General features: G+C 52.4%; 15 protein-coding genes. 7 read left to right on the top strand and 8 right to left on the bottom strand.

The features are described 5' to 3' along the window. Positions 1-82 precede the first annotated feature (82 nt). Positions 83-838: an ABC transporter ATP-binding protein gene (locus tag KOR42_RS20980; RefSeq protein ID WP_146511795.1), complete on the bottom strand. Its 756-nt coding sequence runs from the start codon at positions 836-838 to the stop codon at positions 83-85. A gap of 317 nt (positions 839-1,155) precedes the next feature. On the opposite strand from KOR42_RS20980, the gene KOR42_RS20975 reads away from it, so the two are divergent. Continuing rightward, on the top strand, positions 1,156-4,083 hold the full coding sequence (locus tag KOR42_RS20975; protein WP_146511794.1) for an ABC transporter permease: 2,928 nt from the start codon (positions 1,156-1,158) through the stop codon (positions 4,081-4,083). Between the two features lie 180 nt (positions 4,084-4,263). On the opposite strand, the gene KOR42_RS20970 is transcribed toward KOR42_RS20975, so the two are convergent. From KOR42_RS20970 to KOR42_RS20950, 5 genes are all read right to left on the bottom strand, one after another. Then, positions 4,264-4,722: an SRPBCC family protein gene (locus KOR42_RS20970; RefSeq protein ID WP_146511793.1), complete on the bottom strand. Its 459-nt coding sequence runs from the start codon at positions 4,720-4,722 to the stop codon at positions 4,264-4,266. A 203-nt stretch (positions 4,723-4,925) separates the two neighbouring features. Continuing rightward, positions 4,926-6,365 carry a DUF1501 domain-containing protein gene (locus tag KOR42_RS20965; RefSeq protein ID WP_146511792.1) on the bottom strand — a complete coding sequence of 480 codons (1,440 nt, stop codon included), beginning with the start codon at positions 6,363-6,365 and terminating at the stop codon, positions 4,926-4,928. Between the two features lie 10 nt (positions 6,366-6,375). After that, positions 6,376-8,715, bottom strand: coding sequence for a DUF1553 domain-containing protein (locus KOR42_RS20960; RefSeq protein WP_197441417.1), 2,340 nt, complete (start codon positions 8,713-8,715; stop codon positions 6,376-6,378). A 151-nt stretch (positions 8,716-8,866) separates the two neighbouring features. Then, positions 8,867-10,042: an AraC family transcriptional regulator gene (locus KOR42_RS20955; RefSeq protein WP_146511791.1), complete on the bottom strand. Its 1,176-nt coding sequence runs from the start codon at positions 10,040-10,042 to the stop codon at positions 8,867-8,869. A 345-nt stretch (positions 10,043-10,387) separates the two neighbouring features. Beyond that, positions 10,388-10,741 carry a hypothetical protein gene (locus KOR42_RS20950; RefSeq protein WP_231741049.1) on the bottom strand — a complete coding sequence of 118 codons (354 nt, stop codon included), beginning with the start codon at positions 10,739-10,741 and terminating at the stop codon, positions 10,388-10,390. A 503-nt stretch (positions 10,742-11,244) separates the two neighbouring features. Here KOR42_RS20950 and KOR42_RS20945 point away from each other — a divergent pair. Then, positions 11,245-12,126 carry a DUF1593 domain-containing protein gene (locus tag KOR42_RS20945; RefSeq protein ID WP_197441416.1) on the top strand — a complete coding sequence of 294 codons (882 nt, stop codon included), beginning with the start codon at positions 11,245-11,247 and terminating at the stop codon, positions 12,124-12,126. Positions 12,127-12,336: 210 nt separating this feature from the next. Here the strand turns inward: KOR42_RS20945 and KOR42_RS20940 are convergent, their stop codons facing one another. Together KOR42_RS20940 and KOR42_RS20935 are read right to left on the bottom strand one after the other, a co-directional pair. After that, positions 12,337-12,750 (bottom strand): hypothetical protein, encoded by a 414-nt coding sequence (locus tag KOR42_RS20940; protein ID WP_146511789.1) that lies wholly within the window; start codon positions 12,748-12,750, stop codon positions 12,337-12,339. Between the two features lie 322 nt (positions 12,751-13,072). Then, positions 13,073-13,984 (bottom strand): hypothetical protein, encoded by a 912-nt coding sequence (locus tag KOR42_RS20935; RefSeq protein WP_146511788.1) that lies wholly within the window; start codon positions 13,982-13,984, stop codon positions 13,073-13,075. A gap of 493 nt (positions 13,985-14,477) precedes the next feature. Here KOR42_RS20935 and KOR42_RS20930 point away from each other — a divergent pair, with 493 nt between their 5' ends. From KOR42_RS20930 to KOR42_RS20910, 5 genes are all read left to right on the top strand, one after another. After that, the gene (locus tag KOR42_RS20930) at positions 14,478-15,134 is read left to right on the top strand and encodes a DNRLRE domain-containing protein (protein ID WP_197441415.1); all 657 of its coding nucleotides are present in this window, start codon (positions 14,478-14,480) and stop codon (positions 15,132-15,134) included. A gap of 177 nt (positions 15,135-15,311) precedes the next feature. Next, the gene (locus KOR42_RS20925; RefSeq protein WP_146511786.1) at positions 15,312-16,664 is read left to right on the top strand and encodes a DUF1501 domain-containing protein; all 1,353 of its coding nucleotides are present in this window, start codon (positions 15,312-15,314) and stop codon (positions 16,662-16,664) included. A gap of 114 nt (positions 16,665-16,778) precedes the next feature. Continuing rightward, positions 16,779-19,268 carry a PPC domain-containing protein gene (locus KOR42_RS20920; RefSeq protein WP_197441414.1) on the top strand — a complete coding sequence of 830 codons (2,490 nt, stop codon included), beginning with the start codon at positions 16,779-16,781 and terminating at the stop codon, positions 19,266-19,268. Positions 19,269-19,310: 42 nt separating this feature from the next. Further along, complete coding sequence (locus tag KOR42_RS20915) at positions 19,311-21,749, top strand: DUF1549 and DUF1553 domain-containing protein (RefSeq protein WP_146511784.1); 2,439 nt, start codon at positions 19,311-19,313, stop codon at positions 21,747-21,749. Positions 21,750-21,890: 141 nt separating this feature from the next. Beyond that, positions 21,891-23,450 carry a c-type cytochrome domain-containing protein gene (locus KOR42_RS20910; RefSeq protein WP_197441413.1) on the top strand — a complete coding sequence of 520 codons (1,560 nt, stop codon included), beginning with the start codon at positions 21,891-21,893 and terminating at the stop codon, positions 23,448-23,450. The last annotated feature ends 223 nt before the right edge of the window (positions 23,451-23,673 follow it).

The following is a 23,673-nucleotide window of genomic DNA, read 5'->3' as shown; positions in this document are numbered from 1 at the left end:
CCGCATAGGTCTCGCGCCAAGACTATAGATAAAAGAAACATTCCACTAAGCGGGCAGGGCAGTGGACGGAACTTTCGGCCAATCAGCAACTCCCCACAGTGAGCAAGCTTTGATACTGATGAGCGACTTCCAATGGATCATGACGATCAGGCGTTTTGAATTCCGAGAGATTAGTTCCATCCCGAAGCACAACAATGCGATCCGCCCACATCGCGACGTTCGGTTCGTGAGTAACAAGCAGGATCGTCCGTTGCTCCTCGTCACAAAGTTGTCTTAGCAACTTACAGATTTCCTGTCCTGTCACTGAATCAAGACTTCCCGTCGGCTCATCAGCCAATAGAAGATCTGGTTGACAGACAAGGGCTCGCGCGATGGCGACTCGTTGTTGCTCGCCACCCGACATCGCCCCCGGCATGTGTTTGCGTCGATCGAGAATGCCGAGTCGATCCAAAAGTGCATCGACTTGATCATCTTGATGCTCGTCCAACGAACTGGGGAGCCGAACGTTGTCTTCAGCCGAGAGGGTCGGAATGAGATTAAACGATTGAAACACGATGCCCAGATGCTTGCGGCGAAACTTTGTGAGTCGAGAGTCCGACAGCTCAGAAATATCCTGACCGGAAATTACGATTCGGCCGGCATCAACCCTCGTCAACCCGGCCGCTGCATGGAGCAGGGTGCTCTTGCCGGATCCTGAAGCCCCCATAATTGCGATGAATTCGCCATACTTCACTTCAAGGTTCACCTCTCTGAGAGCCTCCACGGGTGATCCCCCGCGTGAAAATGCTCTAGAGACGTTGTCGACAATCAGTGGAAGCGGATGAGCAGAATCGTTCATAGGTTTATTTCATGAATTAGGAACTGCCTCGTCAGTGAGAGGCGATTATTTCACCACGACTGGCGCATTTCTCGCCATAACTTCAGTAAAGCCGACGTGCGTTAAATGAGTTCGACCTCGACGAAGAATGACTCGCCAGTTTGATGCACTGCGTATACAGACCACCACAACGTTTCGATCGGGCCAATCCAAGAGCCTGGCAGTCTACATCTCCAGCACCGGCGCAGTTATTGCACTTCCCGTGCCGTCCCGGTGACAACAAACAGATTCGACGTTGCCGCCGCAAACACTCATACGACATCCGTGGAATCGCGTTTATGAAGAGTTGGAGTCTCATTGCAAAAATCGTCTTCTCGCAGATGTGGCATCACCCGGGACGGCCATTCGTCACGATCTTTGGAGTCATTGCCTCAACGTGTGCTGTCGTTTGGGTTGTCAGCAGCTACGACGCACTCGTGTCTCAGTTCGATGAAAATGCACAGAAGTATCTTGGGCGCTACGATGCATTGATTGTCCCAGTTGGACCACCGAGTGCATCCAATATCGTCTCGGAACAAATCCTTGACGAACTGCAGAATGATGTCGGCGTCCTGGAAGTGAATCCAGTCTCTCAGTCGCGAGTGACTGTAACACGAGTCGCTGAACCGACCGACGAAAAGCAACCTGAGACCACGCTGGGACTGCTCGTTGGCTCGCGACCACCAGTCCATGGTGCGCCGCCAGTTGATCCACTTCTTGTGGGAACTCCTGCCACGTCGCCGCCCTATGAGTTGATTCGAGGAGAATGGCTGGATGAAACCTCAGACGCTCCCGCCGCGGTGCTCGGAGTCCGCACAGCCCGGAACTTGAATATTTCCGTCGGTGATCGCATTCTCGTGACCTCACTGGCGAATCAGATCGAATTGCCCGTCATCGGGTTAATCGATCAAGCTTCGGAATCTCCATCACTTAAACTTCAAGGCTCTCGCCCTCCTACAAAAAATAGCCACGAGAAGTCTCTTAAATCTGCAGCTGACGAACACGAACAAGCCTCACAGCCCGATACCCTGAGCGAACCTCCCAGTAGTGCCCCCAAACAAGCAGAACTCTCTCTCCCCAGTGCTTATGTACAGGGAGTTGCCACTCATGCGATTTATGTACGACCTACAACTGCTGAACAGATTACGGGATTCGAAGCAAGACCGACCGTATTACAGATCTCATTGCGAGACACTGTAACACCTGAAGAATTCCAGAAAGCCTGGGGTCCCAAGTTTGCTGCGGTCCATCCTCCTTTGCAATTCGTCGATTTTTCGAAGGTGCGAGAAGGAATGACAACATCGCGCAGCGTCTCGTCTCAACGATCTCAAGCATGGGCTGCAACGGGAATGGCGTCACTCGCGCCGGTCTTTGTGATTCTGTCGACTCTCAGTATGGGTGTCACCGAGCGCAACCGCGAATTTGCAATGCTCCGAGCGATCGGATTGACGCGTCTACGGGTCGGAGGAATTATCGCGTTTGAAAGTTTACTCCTGGCCGGACTCGGCTGGGCAGGAGGACTGCTTACCGGTGCCATGTTGATCTCTTTGGGAAATCAAATCATGCCGGGGCTCTTTAACTCGGGAGTTGGCCTCGGCTGGACAACGATCATGCTCAGTTTGATCACGGTGCTTGCTGGCGCACTTGGAGCTGCCATTCTTCCAGTCTTCAGAGTCATGAGAATCGCACCCATCGAAGCAATGTCCGAACAGGCTCCATCCCCAAGTCGAGGTCGTTGGATTGCTTTCGCGGTCATTGGACTTGGGCTGGCGTGCCTGGCACCAGTCATCGTCTTCCTGTTGCCGATCGCTCCAGCGTGGCGCGTCTTGAGTTACTCCGTCATCGCTTACCCCGCATTGCTACTGGGAATGGTTTTTCTGACTCCAACCATCATCAGAATTTGCGAACGCTGGTTCTCCCCCGTCCTCAGCACCCTCTTCCAACTCGACAGCCGACTCCTAGACACACAACTCTCAAGCAACATGTGGCGAACGGTTGGAGCCACTCTCGCTTTAACTGTAGGACTCGGCTTATATACATCGACGCAAGTTTGGGGATATTCCATGCTGCAACCGTTTCTTCCTGGTGGCTGGATGCCCGATATTCTCGTTGCGTTCCATCCCGTCGGAGTGGACGACGACAGCTTTCAGCAGATCGAGAATATCGACGGGGTCAAGTCGGACGAAGTATTGCCTGTCTCGATCGAACAACCTCGATTTCGCTGGCCCGATGGCAATGAACCGGACGCGCTGAAGTACGACAACGCGGTGTTGTTTGGAGTCGATCCACGACGCGCCATCGGTGGCTCTGACCCACTCTTTCAGTTCCATTTCGTCGACGGCGATCGAGAATCAGCTGCCAGAGAACTCGAAGAGGGTGGAGCCTGTCTCGTTTCGGAAGACTTCCGAATGCTCACCGGAATTGGACTGGGAGATCAACTAAGTTTTCAACCACCGAATTTACCGGAAGCAACTGTCAACTATCGCATCGCAGGTGTCATTTCTCTTCCAGGCTGGCACTGGATCACGAAGTTTTCGGGAGTTCGGCGTCACCATGTTCGGACCGCTGCAATGATTTTCGCAAACCGCGACGATGTGAAAACAGACTTCCATTTGCCGCAGTCAGAATTCTTCTGGCTCAACAAGGAGGCATCAGCGTCGCTGTCCTCAATCGAAGCCGACCTTCAGAATATTGCTGAGTCCAACGCCGGAACAACCATTGATGTTCAAGGATTTGGCAGCATGACATCGTATCGTCCATTCGCCCGAGTCACCGCAACGGAGACCGTCGACCGGGCAATCAGAATGCACGCAGAAGCGACGATTTGGGGAATGAGCAAACTTCCGATCATCACTCTGGCGATTATGTCTCTTGCCGTAGCGAACGCAATGATCGCATCGGTCCGCGCAAGAACCTGGGAGTTCGGTGTGATGCGTGCCATCGGCCTCACGAGATGGCAGGTCATCCGCCTCATCCTTGCCGAAACCGTTCTCATCGGACTTGCCGCTTGCCTGCTCAGCTTGGCATTCGGTATTGTCGGCGGGTGGAGTGGAGTCGGAATGGCTCGCTACGGCGGCGGATTCTTCGCAGGTCCTCCGCCCCTGCTGATCCCCTGGAAAGAACTCGCGATTGGCTTCGGATTCACTTTGTCAGTCTGCCTGATCGCCGGACTCTGGCCCGCACTTCGAACCGTCCGCACAGAAACGTTGAGTCTACTTCGAAAGTGACTATTTGCCGTTCGTATCTGAAAACAAAACCATCATGACCAACTCAATTTCGTCGGTTATCACGACATCAATGAATTGCCCGATAAGCTGAGAGATTGAGAGCGCGGCAGACGACGGCACTCTCAATGTTCTTCTGCGACAGGTTCAAAGTGCGTGCAGGGGCATGTGATTTCGACTCACTTACTCGACTGGCGAGAGGTCTGCCTCGACGAGATTGGCAAGCTGGAGCAGGGACTCTTGCCAGCCCAGATAGCACATTTCTGCCGGGATGGATTCGGGGAGTCCTTCATGGAGAATTTCAAGTTCAGTCCCGCAGCTGACCGGTTTCAATGTGATCGTCTTGGTCATCTCGGCAGCGAGAGCTGGATCGTCGAATTCGTCGGCAAGTCGAATTTTCTCGTTCGGAATGAGTTCTACGAAAGAGCTCGTAAACGAGTGGCTGTGATCGTTCGCGAAATTGGTGAACGTCATGTGAAAGCCGCCTCCCTGCTGAAGATCGAATCGATCGATGTTCCCCACATAACCGTAAGGCGGTAACCATCGGCACAGAGCGTCTGGGTTCAGGAAGGCCTGATAGATTCGAGAGGCTGGAGCACGGAGCACGCGATGAAGGTGGACGGAGTTCGATGAGTTCGACATGTGACAATTCTCCTCGTCAAGTTGAGTTGTTTTCTCATCAGTCGAATTCAACTGCCTCGAATCGACAACATTCTCAACTTTCCTGGAAGTTCTTCGAAACTCACACTGAAGACCATCGCCTCATTAGACCGGTTCTGCGAAACCAGTTCGCCCAAGCGTCGCATACAGAGGATGTGGCTTCGGTGAATTTGGTCCTGACTGCATCATGCCAGGATGTCATGAATCACTTCACCGGCAACGTCTGTTAATCGATAGCTGCGACCGTTGTGGAAGTAGGTCAACCGTTCGTGCTCGATACCAAGCAAGTGAAGCATGGTGGCATGCAGATCGTTGACGCTCACGGGATTCTCGACAGCTTCGTAGCCAAGTTCGTCGGTCTCGCCGTAGCTGGTTCCTCCTTTAATTCCCGCACCGGCCATCCATTGTAAAAAGCCTTTCGGATTGTGATCGCGTCCCTTTCCGTTCTGAGAGATCGGCATCCGCCCGAATTCTCCTCCCCAAATGACTAACGTCGAGTCAAGCAGGCCGCGTTGTTCCAAATCGGCCAGCAGGCCCGCCACAGGGACATCTGTCGCCAGACAATGGTGTGTGTGATTCTCTTCGAGGTTGTCGTGCGCGTCCCATTCCCCGTCGCTGTAAACCTGCACAAAGCGGACTCCGCTTTCGACAAGCCTTCTTGCCATCAGGCATTTCGAGCCGAAAGACTTCGATCTGGGATTGTTAATCCCGTACATATCGTGTGTTGCCTGTGTCTCACGAGAAAGATCAACAACCTCAGTCGCCTCTTGCTGCATCCGGAATGCCAGCTCGAAAGATTGCATCCGGTTCGCGAACTCAGCATCCCGAGTATGTCGACGCATATGCTCATCGTTGAGCTTGGCCATTAAGTCGAGTTGAGCGCGTTGATCATCCTGAGTGATCTCCGGTTGCCGGTTCAGATTCAGAACGGGAGTTCCTTGCGATCGAAACAGGGTCCCCTGAAATGTTGACGGTAAAAAACCTGATCCCCAGTTGTGTGGTCCGCCCTTAGCTCCTTGTGTATTCCCCATCACGACGTAACCGGGCAAACTTTGATTTTCGCTCCCAAGCCCATAAGTCACCCAGGCTCCAGCTGTCGGAAACCCCGGACGCGGAAGACCACTGTTGATCTGATAGATCGCAGGAACGTGGTCATTCGATTCGCTGTGACATGATTTAATAAACGCCATCTTGTCAACATGTTTCGCGACATTCGTATACTTATCGCAAACCCATTGCCCCGACTCTCCATACTGCTTAAAGGAGAAAGGCGACTTCATGAGCGGCCCAGGGTTCCCAAAGAACGCCTGAATGTCCGTCTTCTGACCATCTCGCTTTTCCAATTCCGGCTTTGGATCGAACATGTCGACGGAACTCGGTGCGCCTTCCATGAACAGCCATATGATCGACTTCGCTTTCGCAGGGAAATGGCCCGTTCGCGGTCGAAGAGAAGTAATCGGATCCTCCGAGTCGACCGATTCATCGGCAGCAAGGAGATTCTGATCGGCGAGGAGTCCGGCAAGCCCAATCATTCCTGCGCCTCCGCCCGCTCGACACAGCCATTCGCGGCGACTGAGCAGTGACGCAACTCGACCACACGGAAAATTTTGGGAAGAACTTTTCATAACTGGCAACTCAATTGACGTAAATAAATTCGTTCAATCCAAAGAGCGACTGACAGAAATCAGTCATCGCTTCTAGTTGAGGAGACTCATCTCCCCGCTCGGTTCGGACTTGCATCTGTCCTCTTAGGAATCCCGCTGAAGCTTCGACTTCACCTTCCGTCGGAGAACGTGAGAAAGACAACTGAAAAGCTTGTTCGATCACCGGCTTAAAATCGTCATCGGTCAGTTCGGGCTGATCAGTTTCTGTGCGAACCAGTCGCTCCGCGAAATCGCGTGCCACGGCCCGAACAAATCCGTCATTCAGAATCACCATCGCCTGCGGAGCAACGGTTGTGTTTGTCCGACGTGCACAGCTCACCATTAAATCCGGTCGATCGAAAGCCTGAAACATCGGATAAGGAATCAAGCGTTTGTGAAACATATATATGCTCCGTCTTCGAGTACTCGCGTCGTCCGGCGCATTCTCGGGATAACGTTCCCCTTGAATATTGCGAGCGAGGTTGGCTTCCGGTGCAATGTAAGGCTTAAATCCCGGACCTCCAGCTTCCAGGTTGAGCGTGTCGCTGACGGAAAGCATTGCGTCACGAATGACTTCTGCTTCAAGTCGAACAGGCGTCATCTTCCACAGCAAACGATTCCCCGGATCGATTTTGGCCCCCTGAGGATCAACAGCTTCTTGAGTGCTCGCCTGCTGCCACACAGAGCTTGTGAGGATCATGCGATGCAGCGATTTGAGTTCCCAACCGCTTCGGACAAATTCGTCGGTCAAATACTCGAGTAACTCAGGATGAGTCGGAGGATCGCCACGAACACCAAAGTCACCGGTCGTGTGAACGATTCCTTTTCCGAAATGATGATGCCAAACTCGATTGACAATCACACGAGCCAATAACGCTCCGCCACCTTGTTCGGTATTGGTAATCCAGTCGGCAAGCGCCCGTCGCTGAAGCGTGCTCTTCGGTTCTCCCAACTCAGAATAAGCAGCTTTCGCCTGTTCCCAATACTCATTGGCATCAGCATCGGCGGACAACATCTCAGGAAATCCGAGGTCAAGTTCTATTTCGCGATCATAAAAGTCGCTGCGGCGAAACAACCAGGTAGTCCGTCGCTCACGATCGAAGTCCTGAAAGAAGAAACCTTCTTTGCCGCTCGGAAGTTTCGCGCTTACGCGGTCACCGCTGTGAAACACACCTAACAACTGGTAGAAGTCTTTGGCTGAGAATGCGTCGAATTTATGATCGTGACAGCGAGCACACGCGACGGTGATGCCGAGCAAACCTGATCCCAAAGTAGAAATCACATCGTCTAATTCGTTGTAGCGATTTAATAAACGCTCGCTTTCAAGAAACGAATCGGGAAGCTTGTAACACGTTCCCGCTGTGAGAAATCCTGTTGCCGAAACAGCAGCATCGCTGTTGGGCTCGTACTCATCGCCAGCGATCTGCCACCGCACGAACTGATCGTATGGCATGTCATCATTTAAGGCATTGATGACAAAGTCGCGATAGCGATAAGCGTGAGGCCGATCCGTATCCGCCTCCTGGCCGTCGCTGTCAGCATAGCGGGCCACGTCCAGCCAATGCCGTCCCCATCGTTCTCCATAATGTGGAGAATCAAGCAATTCATTGACTAACTTCTCAATCGATTTGTCCCGATCGTTTTCGTATTCGCGAACAAAGTCATTCACCTGTTCCGGGTTCGGAGGCAGACCGATCAGATCGAAATACAAGCGTCGCACCAGCGTTCTTGCATCGGCAGGTTGGGCAGGACGTATACCAGCCTTATGCAGACGTTCATAGACGAAGCGGTCGATCGGGGTCTTCGACCAGTTGTCATGAGAATGCCGATACGGAGGAACGATGTGCTTCGTAAGACGTTGAAATGCCCAGTGAGTCTTCGCCCGGTCCATCTTAGGATTGACGACATTCGCACTCTCGGGCCAGTTCGCACCCTGTGTGACCCAAACGCGGATCAACTCAATTTGCTCATCCGAAAGCTGTTGACTCCCTTCCGGAGGCATCAGGCGCTCACCTTCCTCTCCAGAGATCATCTGCAGCAGCAAGCTCTCTTCACTATTACCCGCTTCAATTAGTGATCCGCTGTCGCCGCCCTGAAATGCTCTCTCCTTGATTCCGAGATTGAGCCCACCCTCTTCGGTGGTCCCAGCATGGCACTCATAACAATGCTCTCGAAAAATCGGCTGAATGTCCCGGACGAAATCTATGGCGTCGACCTGTCCACCATTCGGAGACGATGAAGGAGGATCAGTCGGCTGAGCTGCGACGTTTCGAACAACCAGCCCAAACCAGATTGCCATCAATACAAAACAGCAGTTCAACAGTGACTTCACAGAAAATCCTCAGTGCGAGTTGTTCAGGGAGGTCGGAGGAAAGAAGGAACCAAGGTCCCAAGTGGAAGTTTTCGTCAGACTCTTTATTTTACTCGAAGCAGACCAAACGACAATTCGCGATTGCGCAAATCACTTTCGATATTTTCCCGCGTCAGTTTTCTTTCAAATCGTTTCGCTGCCGATACTCACTTGGTGTCGCCCCAAAATACTGTCGAAACGCCTGCGAAAGCGATGCACTTGTTGCGAAACCGGATTCGGCGGCAATGCTCGCGATTGGGATCTCAGAGTCCAACAGCAATCGCCGGACATGAGCCATTCGCACTCGTCGAATTTCTTCCGCAGGGCTGCGATTCAAGACCGCTCGAAATCGCTTCTCCAACCTTCTGCGAGAAATTGGAAATTCTCTCAGCAGATCGGACACGGTGATCCCTTTCCCGGCATTGTCGCGGATGTATCGCAAGACTTCCGCCACTTCGTGATCCGCCATCGCGAGAATATCGGTCGAGTGCCGTTCCCGAACACGAAGCGGAGGAATCAATACCGGTCGCTTCGCAGGCCGCCTCCCTTTCATCAGCCGATCCAACGTCTTGGCCGCCGTTTGTCCAATCCGATGACTTGCCAACTCGACAGCCGATATCTGCGGCCAAGCCACGTTACACAACAGGTCATCATCATCCCCCGAGAGGACAGCCACGTCATCCGGAATCCGAATCGACTCGACCGAACAAATTTCGACAAGTTGCCGGGCTGGATACGGATCGGCTGCAAAGATCCCCAAAGGTCGCGGAAGAGTCGAAAGCCATCGACGAACATTCGAATAATTCGACAACCATCCCGCAGCATCTTCACCCGTCGATTCATACATCGCGCACGAATAGCCATTGGCAATGACGACGTCCCGAAAGGAAATCGACCGAGCGTCGGAATAGCGACCAATCGGGGGCGCATAACAGGCGAAATGCTCAATGCCTCGTTCTCGAAGATGATCAAACGCCATCCGCGCCCGCGAAACATCATCCGTCGCAACACGAGCCAACCAGTCATGCTTCTCGACCATGTTCCCCACATCCACCACCGGCACCCCGAGACCTTCAACATGACGCACCGAAGCTGCAGTCCGCAAAGAAGCAATCACACCGTCACCATTCCAAATTTCCGGCAAACGCAATCGCCCTTGCGGGTCGCGCGGAGTAATCAACACCGTCCAGCCACGACCGCGACCAAATCGGCATACAGCCTCAACAATGTCCCTCCCCCAGGAATCATCGGTCTCGACAAGAATCCCAACATGCTTCGCTCGTTTTGATGTTCCCACAACTGGTCCCATGAGCAGATCAACGAAACACCCTCGCTGCGCACCACCATAACCAACTTTCGCAACTGCGCACACTAAACCACAAAACCCCAGCTGCTCATTCGCCACACTTCACTGACATGTGGGGCAGGGAACCTCTCTGTTCTCCTCCCAATTGTGGACCTTACGTTCACGGTCGAGTTTCGTAACGCTGCAGACTCTCTCCTTCCTCCGGGATACGATGCCATGCGCCTGCACTGGTTGTGCATGGCCTTCCTTTCGGTTGCCAACATCCAACGGTCAACGGCGACGCCAAGTCACCTTGACTCTCACCAACGGATTCCCAGTTCTATGATTCTTCCCCCCCTCCTTAAAGAGTCACTTCCCTTCCAGCCAATAGAAATGTTGGCGAACTTTTTCCTTTTCGTCAGCAGTCTCTGCAAACCACAGACAAGACGGAACGACATGCCCTAGTCGATCGAAGAGCTTCGCCGGAAGGATTGAACGTACTGTCGTGTCCCCGACTTGTGTTTCAAGCCCCTCAGGACCACTTCGCTCCAGAATCGATTCAAGCAGGGTCATCGCCAGCCTTACATAATCATCCTTGGTCCCCACCATGATCGCTTCATCTTCACCAGTCTCGACCATAATCGAAACTGGCGTTCCATCAGGGTCAATTGTGAGCTTGCTGAGTTCTTCAATCGCATTCAGAACGTATTTGTCTGTATCCATCACCATCGATCCAATCTGAACCTGACTCTCATGCGCCAAGCAATAGCCCTCACTATACTGGCCACATTTGAGTGAGTGTTAACGACACCAAATCACCGACGTCCATACGCTCTTGCGACATCCGTCGTTGTTGTTGTTGACAACCGATTTGCTCATGGAATTGCCGAACGTATGAACGCTGAGTCTGCCGCAACCATCATACTTCTGCGACAGGTGCGTCGTCATCCCCTCTTCGTTCGTGCTCAGTCGTCCCAACGAGCTGTTCGTCTTCGCGATCACAGTCGAGCCAGGAGACGTGACCGCCAATTTAAACGGTCCGCACTGCGGCCTCGGACGTTGCTGTGCGTTGGCAACTTGATTGTGCGAATTTACATGTAGCAATTTAGTCAATTGTCTTGCGTGCGTTTAGACTTCCGAACTGAATCGCTGATGCAACACTGGTAGAGCAATGATCGATCTGCGAAGATTCAGGCTTCACTCTTCCACTGTTAAGAGAAATCTCGATGAAACCCAAACATGTCATTTTGGTGTTCTGCCTGTTCCTGTTTTCCAGCGTGGCCCTGCAAGCCGCAGAGCGTTCACGGTTGTGCATTCTGACTGACATCGGCGGTGATCCTGATGACCAACAATCGATGATTCGGTTGATGGTCTACGCGAACCAATTTGAAATCGAAGGGCTGATTGCAACCGCATCCGGGACTCCGGGCGAGCTCAAAGTTGAAACGACCCGTCCCGATTTGATTCGGCAGATTGTGAATGCATACGGACAAGTTCGCCACAACCTCTTAAAACATGAAGACAACTGGCCAGAAACAGATGCATTGCTGGGGCTGATCAAAACCGGAAACCCGCAGCGAGGTCGTGATCACATCGGCGCCAAGCATGATACCGAAGGTTCGAACTGGCTGATTGAGCGGATTGATTCAGGGTCTCCCGAACGTCCATTGAACATTTGCATTTGGGGAGGCCAAACCGATCTTGCTCAGGCGTTGTGGAGGATTAAGCACGATCGCGGTGATGCCGGTCTATCAGAGTTCGTGAAACGGTTTCGAGTCTTTGATATTGCTGACCAAGACCGGATTGCGAACTGGATACAAATCGAGTTCCCCGAGATGTTTTATATCCTGAGCACTGCTCGTCCCCAACATGACAAACGCGAAGCCTCATTTCGAGGAATGTATCTCACTGGAGATGAATCGCTGACGAGCAAGAACTGGATCGTAAAACACGTCCACAGCTCAGGCGTGTTAGGCGAACTCTATCCAACGAAAACCTGGACCGCTCCAAATCCTCACGGTTGCTTGAAGGAAGGAGACACTCCCTCTTGGTTCTTCTTCCTTCCCATGGGAGGCAACGATCCTTCCGATCCAACACAACCAGGCTGAGGAGGCGAATACATTAAATCGGCATCGGGCTGGTATCGAGATCGCTACGAGTCAGGAAATGACCCTCGTCGATCCGTCAGTCGCTGGCGCGGAGACTTTCAGAAAGATTTTGCAAAACGTATCTCCTGGTGTCGACCATAATTTAGCTGTGCCGAACGTTATTAGGCACACCCTGATCTTCTCTGCTTGGCGTCTACGACCATCGCAACCCTACTGTGCCAACCTTTCTTTCACAGAATCGAAATCGCGCGTACCGTCGTCAGTATCGTACGTAAGTTTACACTCATCAAAAGATATTTCGCTGAGCGAGCCCCCAAATGTGTAGCCTTCCAGCAACTCAATACACCCTTGCTTCACGAACAGAATAAATCCCATTGCCAACTTTCGGCTGGGATCTACTGCAACCACATCTCCAAGAGTAAAGTCGGAGTCGCTTGCGAGTGCTATTGGGTTGCCACGAAGTAGAAACCTGACGTAAAAACCGACAGCTGTTTCTTCAATTTTCATCTCTTCACACGCTTCAAACTCTTCCCGAAGTCGATCAAGAACTGGAATATCTCCTTCAACAAGCCACTCCATCACATCTGACACAAAAGATTCCGGTACATGCTTTTTCGTCGTCATTCATTGACTCCACCTGACCAGAATTGAGTGCGTTACAAAATGAAACAGGAATTGAAGTAGGGCAGAATCGCCCATCCGACAAATCGACGGAGTCAAATCGCCCCTCAAGAACGGCCGGTAAGCCTGTCGGAATCAAGATACGTCTACGACAGATGCGCCGCCATTCCCTCTTCGATCATATCGAGCAATCCCCGAGTGCTATTCGTTTTCGTGATCACTATCGAATCAGTGAAGGTCATGGTTGAGCTGATAGGTTCCGCTTAGCGGCAAACACCTCGCTTCGATATGGTGCGCTGCGGCTGATCCTCCGCCGATCTTGCCTTTAATTCAGATTGCTCGCTTCGTTGAGTTTCTTTTGCGCTGCGGCTTTCAGATCGTCGTCGCTACCGGCGGCGAGCCCTTCGAGAACTTGTAGAAGTTGATAATCTTCCCTCCAGTGGAGCGATTTAGCATCCACTACTTCGATATATCCAATTTTCGTCGCAACGGTGACTGTCGGCTCGATGAGTACTTTCTCAATCGCCTCGCCGATTCGAAGTCCGTTTGGACCATAGACATCAAGATCGTTCAGTATTGCCATTGTTTCTGCGACGTCGGAGTTTGACTTTGCTCTCTTCAACAGCCAGTCGCCCACCGTATTAAGTGAGTACACTTTCGCATCTTTGCCGACGCTCGCGACGATGATCGCCGCCGGTGTTCGCGAATCGGTCAAGTATCGTTTCGCAGCGACATCCCACAGATGCGGCTCCACGCGTAAGAACACAATTCTGTCAGTGCCCTTGGGTTCTCGTGAAGGAAGGTTTCCGCTGCCACTCAGCTGTCCTCGCGTGACGTCGAAGGTGTTGTAGAACTCAATCCAGTCGTACTTGGCGATAATCTCTTCCACGAGCACCACTTGGTTCTTAACCGTTCCCGGCACGTTCAGAACTGGTCCAATCTCACCTTTCCCAGTATGCACGCGGAACTGATAATAGAGCCGATAGGCGCTTCCAGCGACCGGGTTGGCCACTGCAGCCCGGACGGACACCTCGACTCCAATTGGCGCCCCACTTCTCTCGGCCTGCGCAATTGCGAACGATTTGGAAGGTGCTTCCGATGCCGAGCGCGTCGGTGAGATGGGTCGATTGTGCGGCCAGGGTGGTCCGGGAGGCGGAACGGCAGCGAGTGGCAAACTTGTGAAGAGAAGTGTGCCGAAGGTGAGCAGCAGAAACTTCTTTAATCGAGCAAGATCCATGATGACTCCCTGAATTGAAGATCGCAGGAGTTTGCCCGCCGAGATGCGAAGAAACTCGTTTCCACTTTCGCAATGTGCCACGGAAGAGTCAATCACAGACAGACTTTCCGGACTGCGATCGAACCTCACCACCCAACTTGCCCTCCACTCCAAGGCACGATGGCTTTGCTCAATCGAACTGAGGGGTGCCATGTCCTCGCTTACTTGGGAACTCCTTCCGAGTGTGTGAACGATCAGATCAGTTGAATTCAATCATTTCTGAATCGAATCGGAGAGTCAGCGTCATTCATCTCGAAGGCTCCTTGTGGAAACTCTTGAATGCTGAATGAAGAGTTTATGAATTCCGAGGTTCTTGGCCATCCTGATCACAGCACGTTCTGTGAAGAGCATTCATTGTCGATTCTTGACTTGATGATTAAAGGATCTTAACGCGGGCGGGCTACGGTCTGGGTCTTCAATGACGCTGACTTCTCCAGGAAGGAATCAGGTTCTTATGAGTACTCGTTCATTTGTTCTTGTTGTTGGCTTGTTTGCTGCGTTCAGCGGTCCGTTTCGATCGACGGATGCTGATGGCAATATGGCTTCCGAGACTGCTTCGTTTTGTTTCGGAGTGAACGGTTATCACGGCACCGTTGATGTTGAGATCTGGGAACTCGCTCCCACCACCATCCTGAATTCCAACCCACAGGCAACGTGCGATGGAAATAACGGTGGCGGAGAGAGTCAGGTTTTGATGCGGTTTGACGGCATTATCGGAGAGAACCCCGGCCAGATTCCGCCTGGTGCAACTGTTGTCTCTGCCAAGCTGCTGGTGAGTGCATTCGATCAGGGAAACACGGTTCACCTCCACCGCATGCTCGTTCCGTTCGGCGAAGCCCCGACCTGGAACAAGATGATTTCCGGTGTGACTGCTGATGATCTCGAAGCACAGCGGGCTAAGGAGTCGTTCACGTTCGGGAATATCGCTGCCAGTGCCTCCTATGTTCCATTTGAAGTGACCGACACCGTTCAGGCCTGGGTAAGTGGAGACGAAAACCACGGCTGGGTCTTCCTGAACACAGGTGGAAACGGCTGGGACTTCTACACCTCCGACTTCGACAAGTTCGCCCAGCGACCGAAGCTGGTCGTTGAGTTTCTGCCAGCCCGGTGAAGATCCTCTCAAAGCAACTCGGGAACATAACAGTCACGCTGCATGTTTTCATTCGATTGCCGGGATGAGATAGATCGCCCGAATCACTCGTTTTCATTGCGTTTTTTTCTTCGTTTATTGTGTGCCCCCATTTCTTCAATTTACTTAGTGACGACAAAACTAAAAGGAGTCCATTTGATGCCGAAGAGTCCCGCACCTGGTACCTGGTTTGCAGACCCGTCTCATTTTGGTCGTCAGTCACGACGCGACTTTCTCTACGCAGGTTGGGCTGGTGGAGTCGGTCTAACACTTGGTCAACTCCTCCAATCGCAAAGCCTGGCAGCTGAAAACAAAGGCGAGCAACCCAAAGCGAAGTCTGTGATTCAAATTTACCTGTCGGGTGGATTTGCTCACATGGACAGCTTCGACCCAAAACCGGATTCGCCTGTTGAATACCGCGGAAACATTCTTAGCACGGTCGAAACTTCGATTCCCGGTGTTCGCTTCAGCTCACATATGGCAAACACAGCGAAGGTCGCCGACAAAATGACAGTCGTGCGCAGCATGACACACTCCGATGTCGACCATGGACGCGGACAACACAGCATGTTCACCGGCTATCGTCCAAGTCCGGCTTTAGTTTATCCAAGTCTGGGAAGTGTCATTTCTAATAAACTCGGACAACGAGGAGCTGTGCCTCCTTATGTCTGTGTTCCGACTCAAGGAAGTGAGTATTTCGGCAGTGGCTATCTCAGCAATGCATTCGGCCCCTTTGCACTCGGTGCTGATCCGGCCCGACGAGGGTTTCAAGTTCGCGACTTGAACATGGCTCCCGGAATCGACGACGCACGATTCGACAAGCGAAAAGGCTGGAAAGAACTTGTCGACGACCATTTTCATCGCCAGGCGAATGATGATTCGCTCGCGACGATGAATTCGTTCTATCAACGAGCGTACGACATGCTTTCTTCCCCCGAGGCGAAAGCTGCCTTCTCGCTTGAAGGGGAAGATGAAGCGACTAAAGAGTTGTATGGAATCGGCGGAGGACAAAGCACTTCCACCGGTCCGCGATTTATGATCGCTCGTCGACTGGTCGAAGCTGGTGTTCGTTGCGTTACAGTCACCTATGGTGCCTGGGATACGCACTCCTTCCATTACCGAGGAATTGAGCGTGCGATGCCGGACTTCGATCGCGGTTTCTCTGGCCTGATTCAAGACCTCGATCAACGCGGATTGCTTGATTCGACACTTGTTCTCGTGACCAGCGAGTTCGGTCGCACGCCAAAGATCAATGCTGGTGGTGGACGTGACCATTGGCCGCGAGTGTTCAGCATAGTCATGGCTGGAGGTGGAATTAAACGTGGTCAAACGTTTGGTGAGTCTGATCGACTCGCTGCCGAACCAGCTGATCAACCGCTTTCCGTCGAAGATTACACGCACACCGTTTACCACTTGCTCGGAATCGACGGGGGAGACTATTTGATGTCACCCGGCGACCGTCCACAACGAATTGTTATGGACGGAAAAGTTGTCCCGGGGCTTCTCGGGTAATCGCCGCTGTTCACATAACGTTGCAGAGTGAAGGGAGGCGATGACGGTTCATTCGCAACGAATGAGTTGTCCGTCACGCCTTCCAAAACTGTTCATGGGGGGATGATTGTGCACATGCATGCCAGTGCTCACTCGCTATTAGTTTGCGTTTTCGTTTTAAGTGCAACCGCTTTATCTGCTCCTCCGAAAGTAGAAAAAGCCCTTCCCGGTGTGGGGAAACAGGGAAGCCGTTTCGAGCTTCGCCTGCAAGGTTCCGAACTTGAGAAGGTGTCGGAAGTTCACTTTTACAGAGAAGGGCTCGTCTGTCACGACGTTCAGCCTGACTCGGAAAACGAAGAGCAATTCGTCGCGACAGTTGAAGCAGCGGCTGACTGTCCGCTGGGAAATCACCCGTATCGGTTGCGGAATGAAGACGGTTTTTCGGACTTGCGAGTGCTTCGTGTTCTCTCATCAGACTCAATCGAAGAGGTTGAACCGAACAACGACGCGGGTGCCGCGCAGCCAATTCCGATCGGCGTGTCAATTCTTGGTGTGCTTGAATCGGGAGACGTTGACCGCTATCGAGTCACTCTTAAAAAAGGGGATCGGTTAGCAGCTGAAGTCGAAGGAATTCGTCTCGCGATGAATTTAACGGACTCCAGATTACACGTCACTGGCCCGGATGGATCGCTTGTAACAAGTGCCGATGACACCAACCTCGCTCGCCAAGATCCTTATTTCTCGATGCTTGCTCCACTTGATGGCGAGTACGTGATTACCGTCGATACTTCTGGATCGGATGGAGACGAGAACACCCGGTACGTGCTACACGTTGGAGATTTCCCGCGACCGGACTACGTCTATCCGCCTGGCGGCCCCGTCAATCAATCCATCGATGTGGAAGTTAAAGGGGACGCAACCGCAAGCTGGAAGCAGAGCCTCACAGTCTCGACCACTGGAACCTATTCCTTCTTCCCGGAATCCAATGGAAAACGTCCTCCAACGCCGATTCCGTTTCGAGTGTCACCATTTGGAAACGTTCTGGAAGCTGAGCCAAATCAAACGATTGACGACGGCTCGAATGCTCCCAATCTTCCGATTGCGTTTAACGGAACGATTTCCGAATCGGGCGACGAAGACTTCTTTAGCTTCCGTTGTCAAAAAGGGGACATGATCGAGTTTGCAGTGTACGCGATGCGAATTGGATCTCCTGTCGACACGGTCATCAGCATTCACAGAAACGATGGCTCTTTGGTCACCTCCAATGACGATCGGCACGGATTGGACAGCGGGCTCGTTTGGAACTGTCCACAGGATGGAGTCTATTTCCTGAAAGTCATCGATAAGCAACGGGCAGGGGGGGAACGCTTCATCTATCGAGTTGAAGCGGACTATATCGAACCCTCACTGGAAACATTTCTTGCGAAACGGGCGAGGCAGACACAAGACGGGCAGACAATTTCTGTACCTCAAGGGAATCGCTCCGTCGGATTTTTCGGAGTCCGAAGAAACCGCTGGTCTGGCAATTCATCGGTCGAGTTTCCTTCACTCCCAGGCGGAGTGGGAGTGGACGCTGAAGAGATTGACGAAGATGAATACTTGATGCCGGTCATCTTCACCGCAAGCGAAGATGCTTCGATCGGGGGATCACTGTTACCTGTTGTGGCACGCAGCGCACATAACGGACCAACGATTCTGGGTGGGTATCGACAACCGGTCGATCTTGTCAGTGGCACAGCGGATCGGCTTTTCCAAGGGGTCGAAGTAGATCGACTCGCACTTGCGGTCACTCAATCGGTTCCATTTAAGATTAACTTCTTAGAACCACCAACTGGCCTTCCTCGCGACGGATCGATCGAACTGCTGGTCCATGTTGATCGCGACGAAGGATTTCACGATCCAATTGAAGTCTCAATCCCGTTCCTTCCAACCTGGGTTGATGGTCCGGAGAAAATTACGATTCCGTCGAACGAATCAATTGGTCGATTTGAGCTTCGCTCCCACCGCCAAGTTAAAACTGGAACCTGGCCGATTGTTGCCGAAGGAAAGGCAGGGGATCCCACGGAAGAGACAGATCAAACCGCAGCTTCGACCGGTCGCTCTTCGTACAATCGACAGGGACCTGCATCGGGCAGCCATTCGGTATCGACTCAAATCCTCCCTTTTCAGGTGATTGAGTCCCCGATCTCTGCCGAACTTGGTCAACTCTTCGCAACACCTGGAACTGCAGTCAACTTGACGATTCCACTCACGGTTTCCGGCGAAATGCCGACTTCCTGCATCGCGACACTTTCCGGCTTACCATCCCGTGTCTCCGCCGAACCTGTGGAACTTGCAAGCGATGCCGACAAAGTGACCTTTGAAGTGCAATTCGCTGACAACGCCCCATTAGGTCTCTTCGAAGGCCTGCACTGCGAGATTTCCAGTCCATGGAATGACCATCAAGTCACTTACAGAATTGGTCGTGGTGGAAGCGTTAAGATTGTCAACCGCGACGATTTTCAAATGGACGAGACGGGTCGTCCCCTCACACCACTTGAAATCCTGAGGACGATTCAGACCACTTCTGAAGAGCCTCTGGAAGCAAACACAGAAGAACACCCTGATTCAACATCTACGAAATAGATCTGTATAAATTCCCCTGAATGCTTAAAGGGACCGCATTCCATGAAGTCGTCACTATTAATGGTGGCTGTTGCACTCACGTGCCAGCTTATCATCCCTCAGAGTGTTTATTCTTTTGAAACGAGTTCCCAACCGATCCTGTCTGTTTATCCACCCGCGGTGAAACTCACGTCCAAACGGGCCTCTCAATCGATCGTGATCGTTAAGAGTTACCCCGATGGGCATTCAGAAGATGTTTCACTGAGTGCCTCGATTTCCCCCCAGGAATCCGAGATCGTGAGGCTCCTCGATGGCATTATGACCCCGATCGCTGATGGCACCACAGAGGTGGTCGTCTCGCACGAAGGGCTCATTCAAAGCATCCAGGTGGAAGTTCAAAATGCCGACGACTCTCCGGCTTTGACGTTTCGCAATGATGTTCTACCGGTCCTGACCCGTTCTGGATGTAATGCTGGAAAGTGCCATGGGCAAGCATCCGGAAAAGACGGTTTTCAACTCAGCCTCTACGGTTACGACCCCGATGGTGACTACCACCGCATCACGCGGGAGTTTGCCGGTCGTCGTATTAACCTTGCGTCCCCGAAAGACTGTTTGCTTGTCAATAAAGCCATCGGAATGGTTCCTCATACGGGAGGACAGCTCTTCGATGAAGAAAGCCGCGAGTACCGTATTCTCACCGACTGGATTCAATCCGGAGCGAAACCCGATCCGGCAGAGACACCTGTCCCGGTTGGAATTGAAGTCTATCCTGAAGCCGCCATCTTCAATGAAGCGAATTCGGATCAGCTACTGACCGTTGTCGCCCACTTCAGTGACGGAAGCGTACGCGACGTCACGGATATGACTGTCTTTCTCAGCAATAACGAGCGGTCGGCGGTTGTCACCGATCGCGGACTCGTTACGAGCACCGGACCGGGAACGGCTTTTATCCTCGCTCGGTACGACGCGTTCACTTCGGGAACCAGCCTCATTGTTCGACCTGAACTCGACTATCACGCCCCTGAGTTCCCCGCCAATAATTACATCGACGAACTGGCATTAGCGCATTGGAAAAACCTTCATCTGACACCTTCAGAAATCGCCAGCGACGAAGCCTTCATCCGACGACTGTATATCGACCTGTTGGGACTGCTTCCCTCTCCGGAGGAACTCCACAGCTTCCTGAAAGACGACAGCCCGAATAAGCGAGAGCGTCTGGTTGACGAACTTCTGGAGAGACCCGAGTTTCTCGACATCTGGGTCATGAAATGGGCGGAAGTTCTTCAAGTACGAACTGCGAACGGCCTCAGCCAGAAAGGTCTTCAAATTTACGATCAATGGCTGCGTGAACGAATCCAATCCGGGGCGACGATCTCAGACGTGTTGGCGGATGTCCTTCCGGCAAGTGGAGGAACTTTTACAACCCCGCAAGCCAATTACTTCCAAACAGAAACATCACCTCTCTTGCTTGCAGAAAACGTTGCTCAAGCCTTCCTTGGAATGCGGATTCAATGTGCTCAGTGCCATAATCATCCATTCGACCGTTGGACGATGGACGACTACTACGGGTTCGCCGCCTTCTTCAGCCAGGTCGGATATAAGAACGCCTCCGATCCTCGCGAGTTGACCATCTTTAACACCGGAGAAGGCGAGATGCTTCATCCGGTTCACAGTCAACCCGTCGAGCCGATGTACTTAGGAGGTGACGTCGCCGCCTTGAATGCAGACGATGATTATCGCCAAGCTTTGACGTCGTGGCTCACGAATTATGATAACAATGCGTTTTCGCGTCATATCGCGAATCTTGTGTGGGCACACTTCTTTGGACTTGGAATCATTGAGCCCTACGACGACGTTCGCGTCAGCAATCCGCCATCCAACCCTGAGTTGCTCAAGGAACTCGGCGAGCGAATGGCTGCTTACGAGTTCGATATCAAGCCATTGATTCGCGACATTTGTACATCGCGGGTCTATCAACTCTCATCGAGTGAGACCGACGAAAACTCCTGGGACGACCGTCACTTCTCGCATAGCCGAATTCGGAGAATCCGAGCGGAAGTCCTTCTTGACTGCATCAATCAAGTCACCGGCACAACCGAAGAGTTCCCGAACCTTCCTCCAGGGAGCCGTGCAGTTCAGGTCGCCGATGGAAGAAGCTTTAACTATTTCCTAACGACCTTCGGGAGATCAGATCGGGAAACTCCCTGCAGTTGCGAAGTTTCGACCTCTCCAACACTTTCTCAGGCTTTACATCTCCTCAATGGGGAAGTAACCACCGGAAAGATTGAGGAGGGACAAATCGTTTCGGAACTTATTCAGGAACACAAAGACGCGATGGTCGTCGTCGACGAACTTTACAAACGCTGTCTTTCGCGTCGTCCCACCGAACGCGAACGATCGGCAATTGCCGTCAAGCTCAGCACCAGCCAGGATATCTCCGGTGATCTCGAAGACCTCCTCTGGGCACTGTTTAACTCAAATGAGTTTATCTTTAATCACTAAGACATTAATTCAACTCACAGCATCGCGAAACGGTTTCGACGAAGCCTTATAGAAACCGTTTGCGTACCGCTTCGCGAAGTTCGCAGTGAATCACAACAGAATCTGGAAATCGATCCAGACATGTCATATCAGGAGTTTGAAGTGAGTAAACGTCGTCTGTCTGCTCTGATTATTCTTTGGTTGACCAGCCTGGCGACGTCATCACTCGCTCAGTCAACGGATGATGTCGTCACTTATGATCAACTCAGGCCAGTGATTCGGAAACGATGTGCGTCATGTCACTCTCGTAACCAACCAAGAGCCGGACTGGATCTGTCGACACTTTCCGGACTCCAGGCAGGTTCGGACTCGGGTCCAGTCGTCGTTGCTGGTGAGCCTGAAAACAGCCTCCTGTATACAGTCGTCGCTCACTTGGAAGAACCGACGATGCCCCCGGGAAAACCGAAGATCCCATCTGGTGAGATCAAGTTGTTACACGACTGGATCGCGGGTGGACTCATTTCCAAACCGGGCGGAGAGCCAACATTGGCTCGGTCCAACGGAGCGCAGAACGCTGCGATCACAACGGTGACTCCACTGACACAACTCACTGCGATCACTGCAATGGCTATGGATCCCAAGGGAGAACGGATTGCGGTTTCAGGATTGAAGGAAATCGTCATCCTTGATGCCAAGTCACATGCACCACTTCACGCTTTCCCGTTTCCGGAAGGGGAAGTCTTTTCGCTGCGGTTCTCCAGTGACGGTGAATGGCTCATCGCTGGTGGTGGACTCGGTGGCGACTCTGGGAAAGTGATTGTGTTCGAAGTCTCCAGTGGCAAGCGGCTGATCGAAACTCCCGAAGAGTACGAATCCGTCCTCAGTGCTGACGCGACTCCTGACCGGAAATATCTTGCATGGGGAGGACCATGGCGATCCATTCGAATCTTCGACGTCGCCCGACAAGAAGTTGTCTCGACACTCACCGGACAAACGGATTGGGTGTTGTCTGTGAGTTTCAGTCCGGACGGACTTCTTGTTGCGGGAAGTGATCGGTTCGGTGGGATTCGGATCTGGAGCACCCACGAAGGCAAGGAATTTTGGAACCTGCGTGGTCACACCGGCGCTGTTCCCGAACTCGTCTGGTCACCCAATTCGGATCAGCTGCTGTCCATTGGAGAAGATGGAACAGCCCGCATCTGGAACCTCCACACAGGAGAATCGGAAGCTGTCTGGGACTTCAACAAAGGTGCTCTGCGTGCAGCAGCATGGCATTCATCCGGGCAAATCGCTTTAGGAAGTCGAAACAAAGAAGTGACCATCGTCTCACCGGAAGGTCAGGTCATCCACGAATTCTCGACGGCCGACGAAGTGACGAAGCTCGTCTTCGATCCAACCGGAACCGAACTGCTGGTTGCCGATGTTAGTGGCCGCATTCATCCTTTCAACACCCAATCCGGAACTCACGGAGACCCATTAACTTTGCCAGTGGCCCAAGCATTGGCCCGCATTGAAATTCCCTGGCCACAGAGATCACGCGCGACACGCGATGAATCGATCCTTCCAAAAGAAGAGGCGCCTCCAGCCACTTCTGAAGACGCCCTCCTTCAAGCTGTTCTCGAAGCAGAGGAAGCTGTTCGCGTGACCGAAGAGTCTCTCATCAAACTCAGAAAAGCAGCAGCCAGTCTCCGAGAAGCTCTCGAACAACGCAACGCGGAGTAAAGCGTCGCTTGCGTGAGTCTGAAGCTTCTACGCACTTCAGGACCGACAGGCGATGATCTTGAAGCGGTTTCCTACAGGATGTGAGTTTAAGAGCCTCTAAGAGCCTATCCGGAATCCTCTTCATGCTGTAAGTCGGTATTTGAACGGAGCTTGGTTGGGTGAAGGAGCTAAGCGGCGGAGCATGCGACCAATGGAAGCCACATAGATCATGGGTTCGCTCGAT

This window comes from Thalassoglobus neptunius, from assembly GCF_007859735.1.
In the GTDB taxonomy this organism is placed as follows: domain Bacteria; phylum Planctomycetota; class Planctomycetia; order Planctomycetales; family Planctomycetaceae; genus Thalassoglobus; species Thalassoglobus neptunius.
Note: the sequence above shows the minus strand (reverse complement) of the source record. Positions and strands in the feature narration are given on the sequence as shown.

Coding starts and splice junctions, on each gene's coding strand:
- KOR42_RS20980 (WP_146511795.1), bottom strand. CDS start 838: ATGAACGATTCTGCTCATCCGCTTCCACTGATTGTCGACAACGTCTCT.
- KOR42_RS20930 (WP_197441415.1), top strand. CDS start 14,478: ATGAGTACTCGTTCATTTGTTCTTGTTGTTGGCTTGTTTGCTGCGTTC.
- KOR42_RS20945 (WP_197441416.1), top strand. CDS start 11,245: ATGAAACCCAAACATGTCATTTTGGTGTTCTGCCTGTTCCTGTTTTCC.
- KOR42_RS20925 (WP_146511786.1), top strand. CDS start 15,312: ATGCCGAAGAGTCCCGCACCTGGTACCTGGTTTGCAGACCCGTCTCAT.
- KOR42_RS20970 (WP_146511793.1), bottom strand. CDS start 4,722: ATGTCGAACTCATCGAACTCCGTCCACCTTCATCGCGTGCTCCGTGCT.
- KOR42_RS20935 (WP_146511788.1), bottom strand. CDS start 13,984: ATGGATCTTGCTCGATTAAAGAAGTTTCTGCTGCTCACCTTCGGCACA.
- KOR42_RS20920 (WP_197441414.1), top strand. CDS start 16,779: ATGCATGCCAGTGCTCACTCGCTATTAGTTTGCGTTTTCGTTTTAAGT.
- KOR42_RS20955 (WP_146511791.1), bottom strand. CDS start 10,042: ATGGGACCAGTTGTGGGAACATCAAAACGAGCGAAGCATGTTGGGATT.
- KOR42_RS20975 (WP_146511794.1), top strand. CDS start 1,156: ATGAAGAGTTGGAGTCTCATTGCAAAAATCGTCTTCTCGCAGATGTGG.
- KOR42_RS20950 (WP_231741049.1), bottom strand. CDS start 10,741: ATGGATACAGACAAATACGTTCTGAATGCGATTGAAGAACTCAGCAAG.
- KOR42_RS20940 (WP_146511789.1), bottom strand. CDS start 12,750: ATGACGACGAAAAAGCATGTACCGGAATCTTTTGTGTCAGATGTGATG.
- KOR42_RS20915 (WP_146511784.1), top strand. CDS start 19,311: ATGAAGTCGTCACTATTAATGGTGGCTGTTGCACTCACGTGCCAGCTT.
- KOR42_RS20965 (WP_146511792.1), bottom strand. CDS start 6,365: ATGAAAAGTTCTTCCCAAAATTTTCCGTGTGGTCGAGTTGCGTCACTG.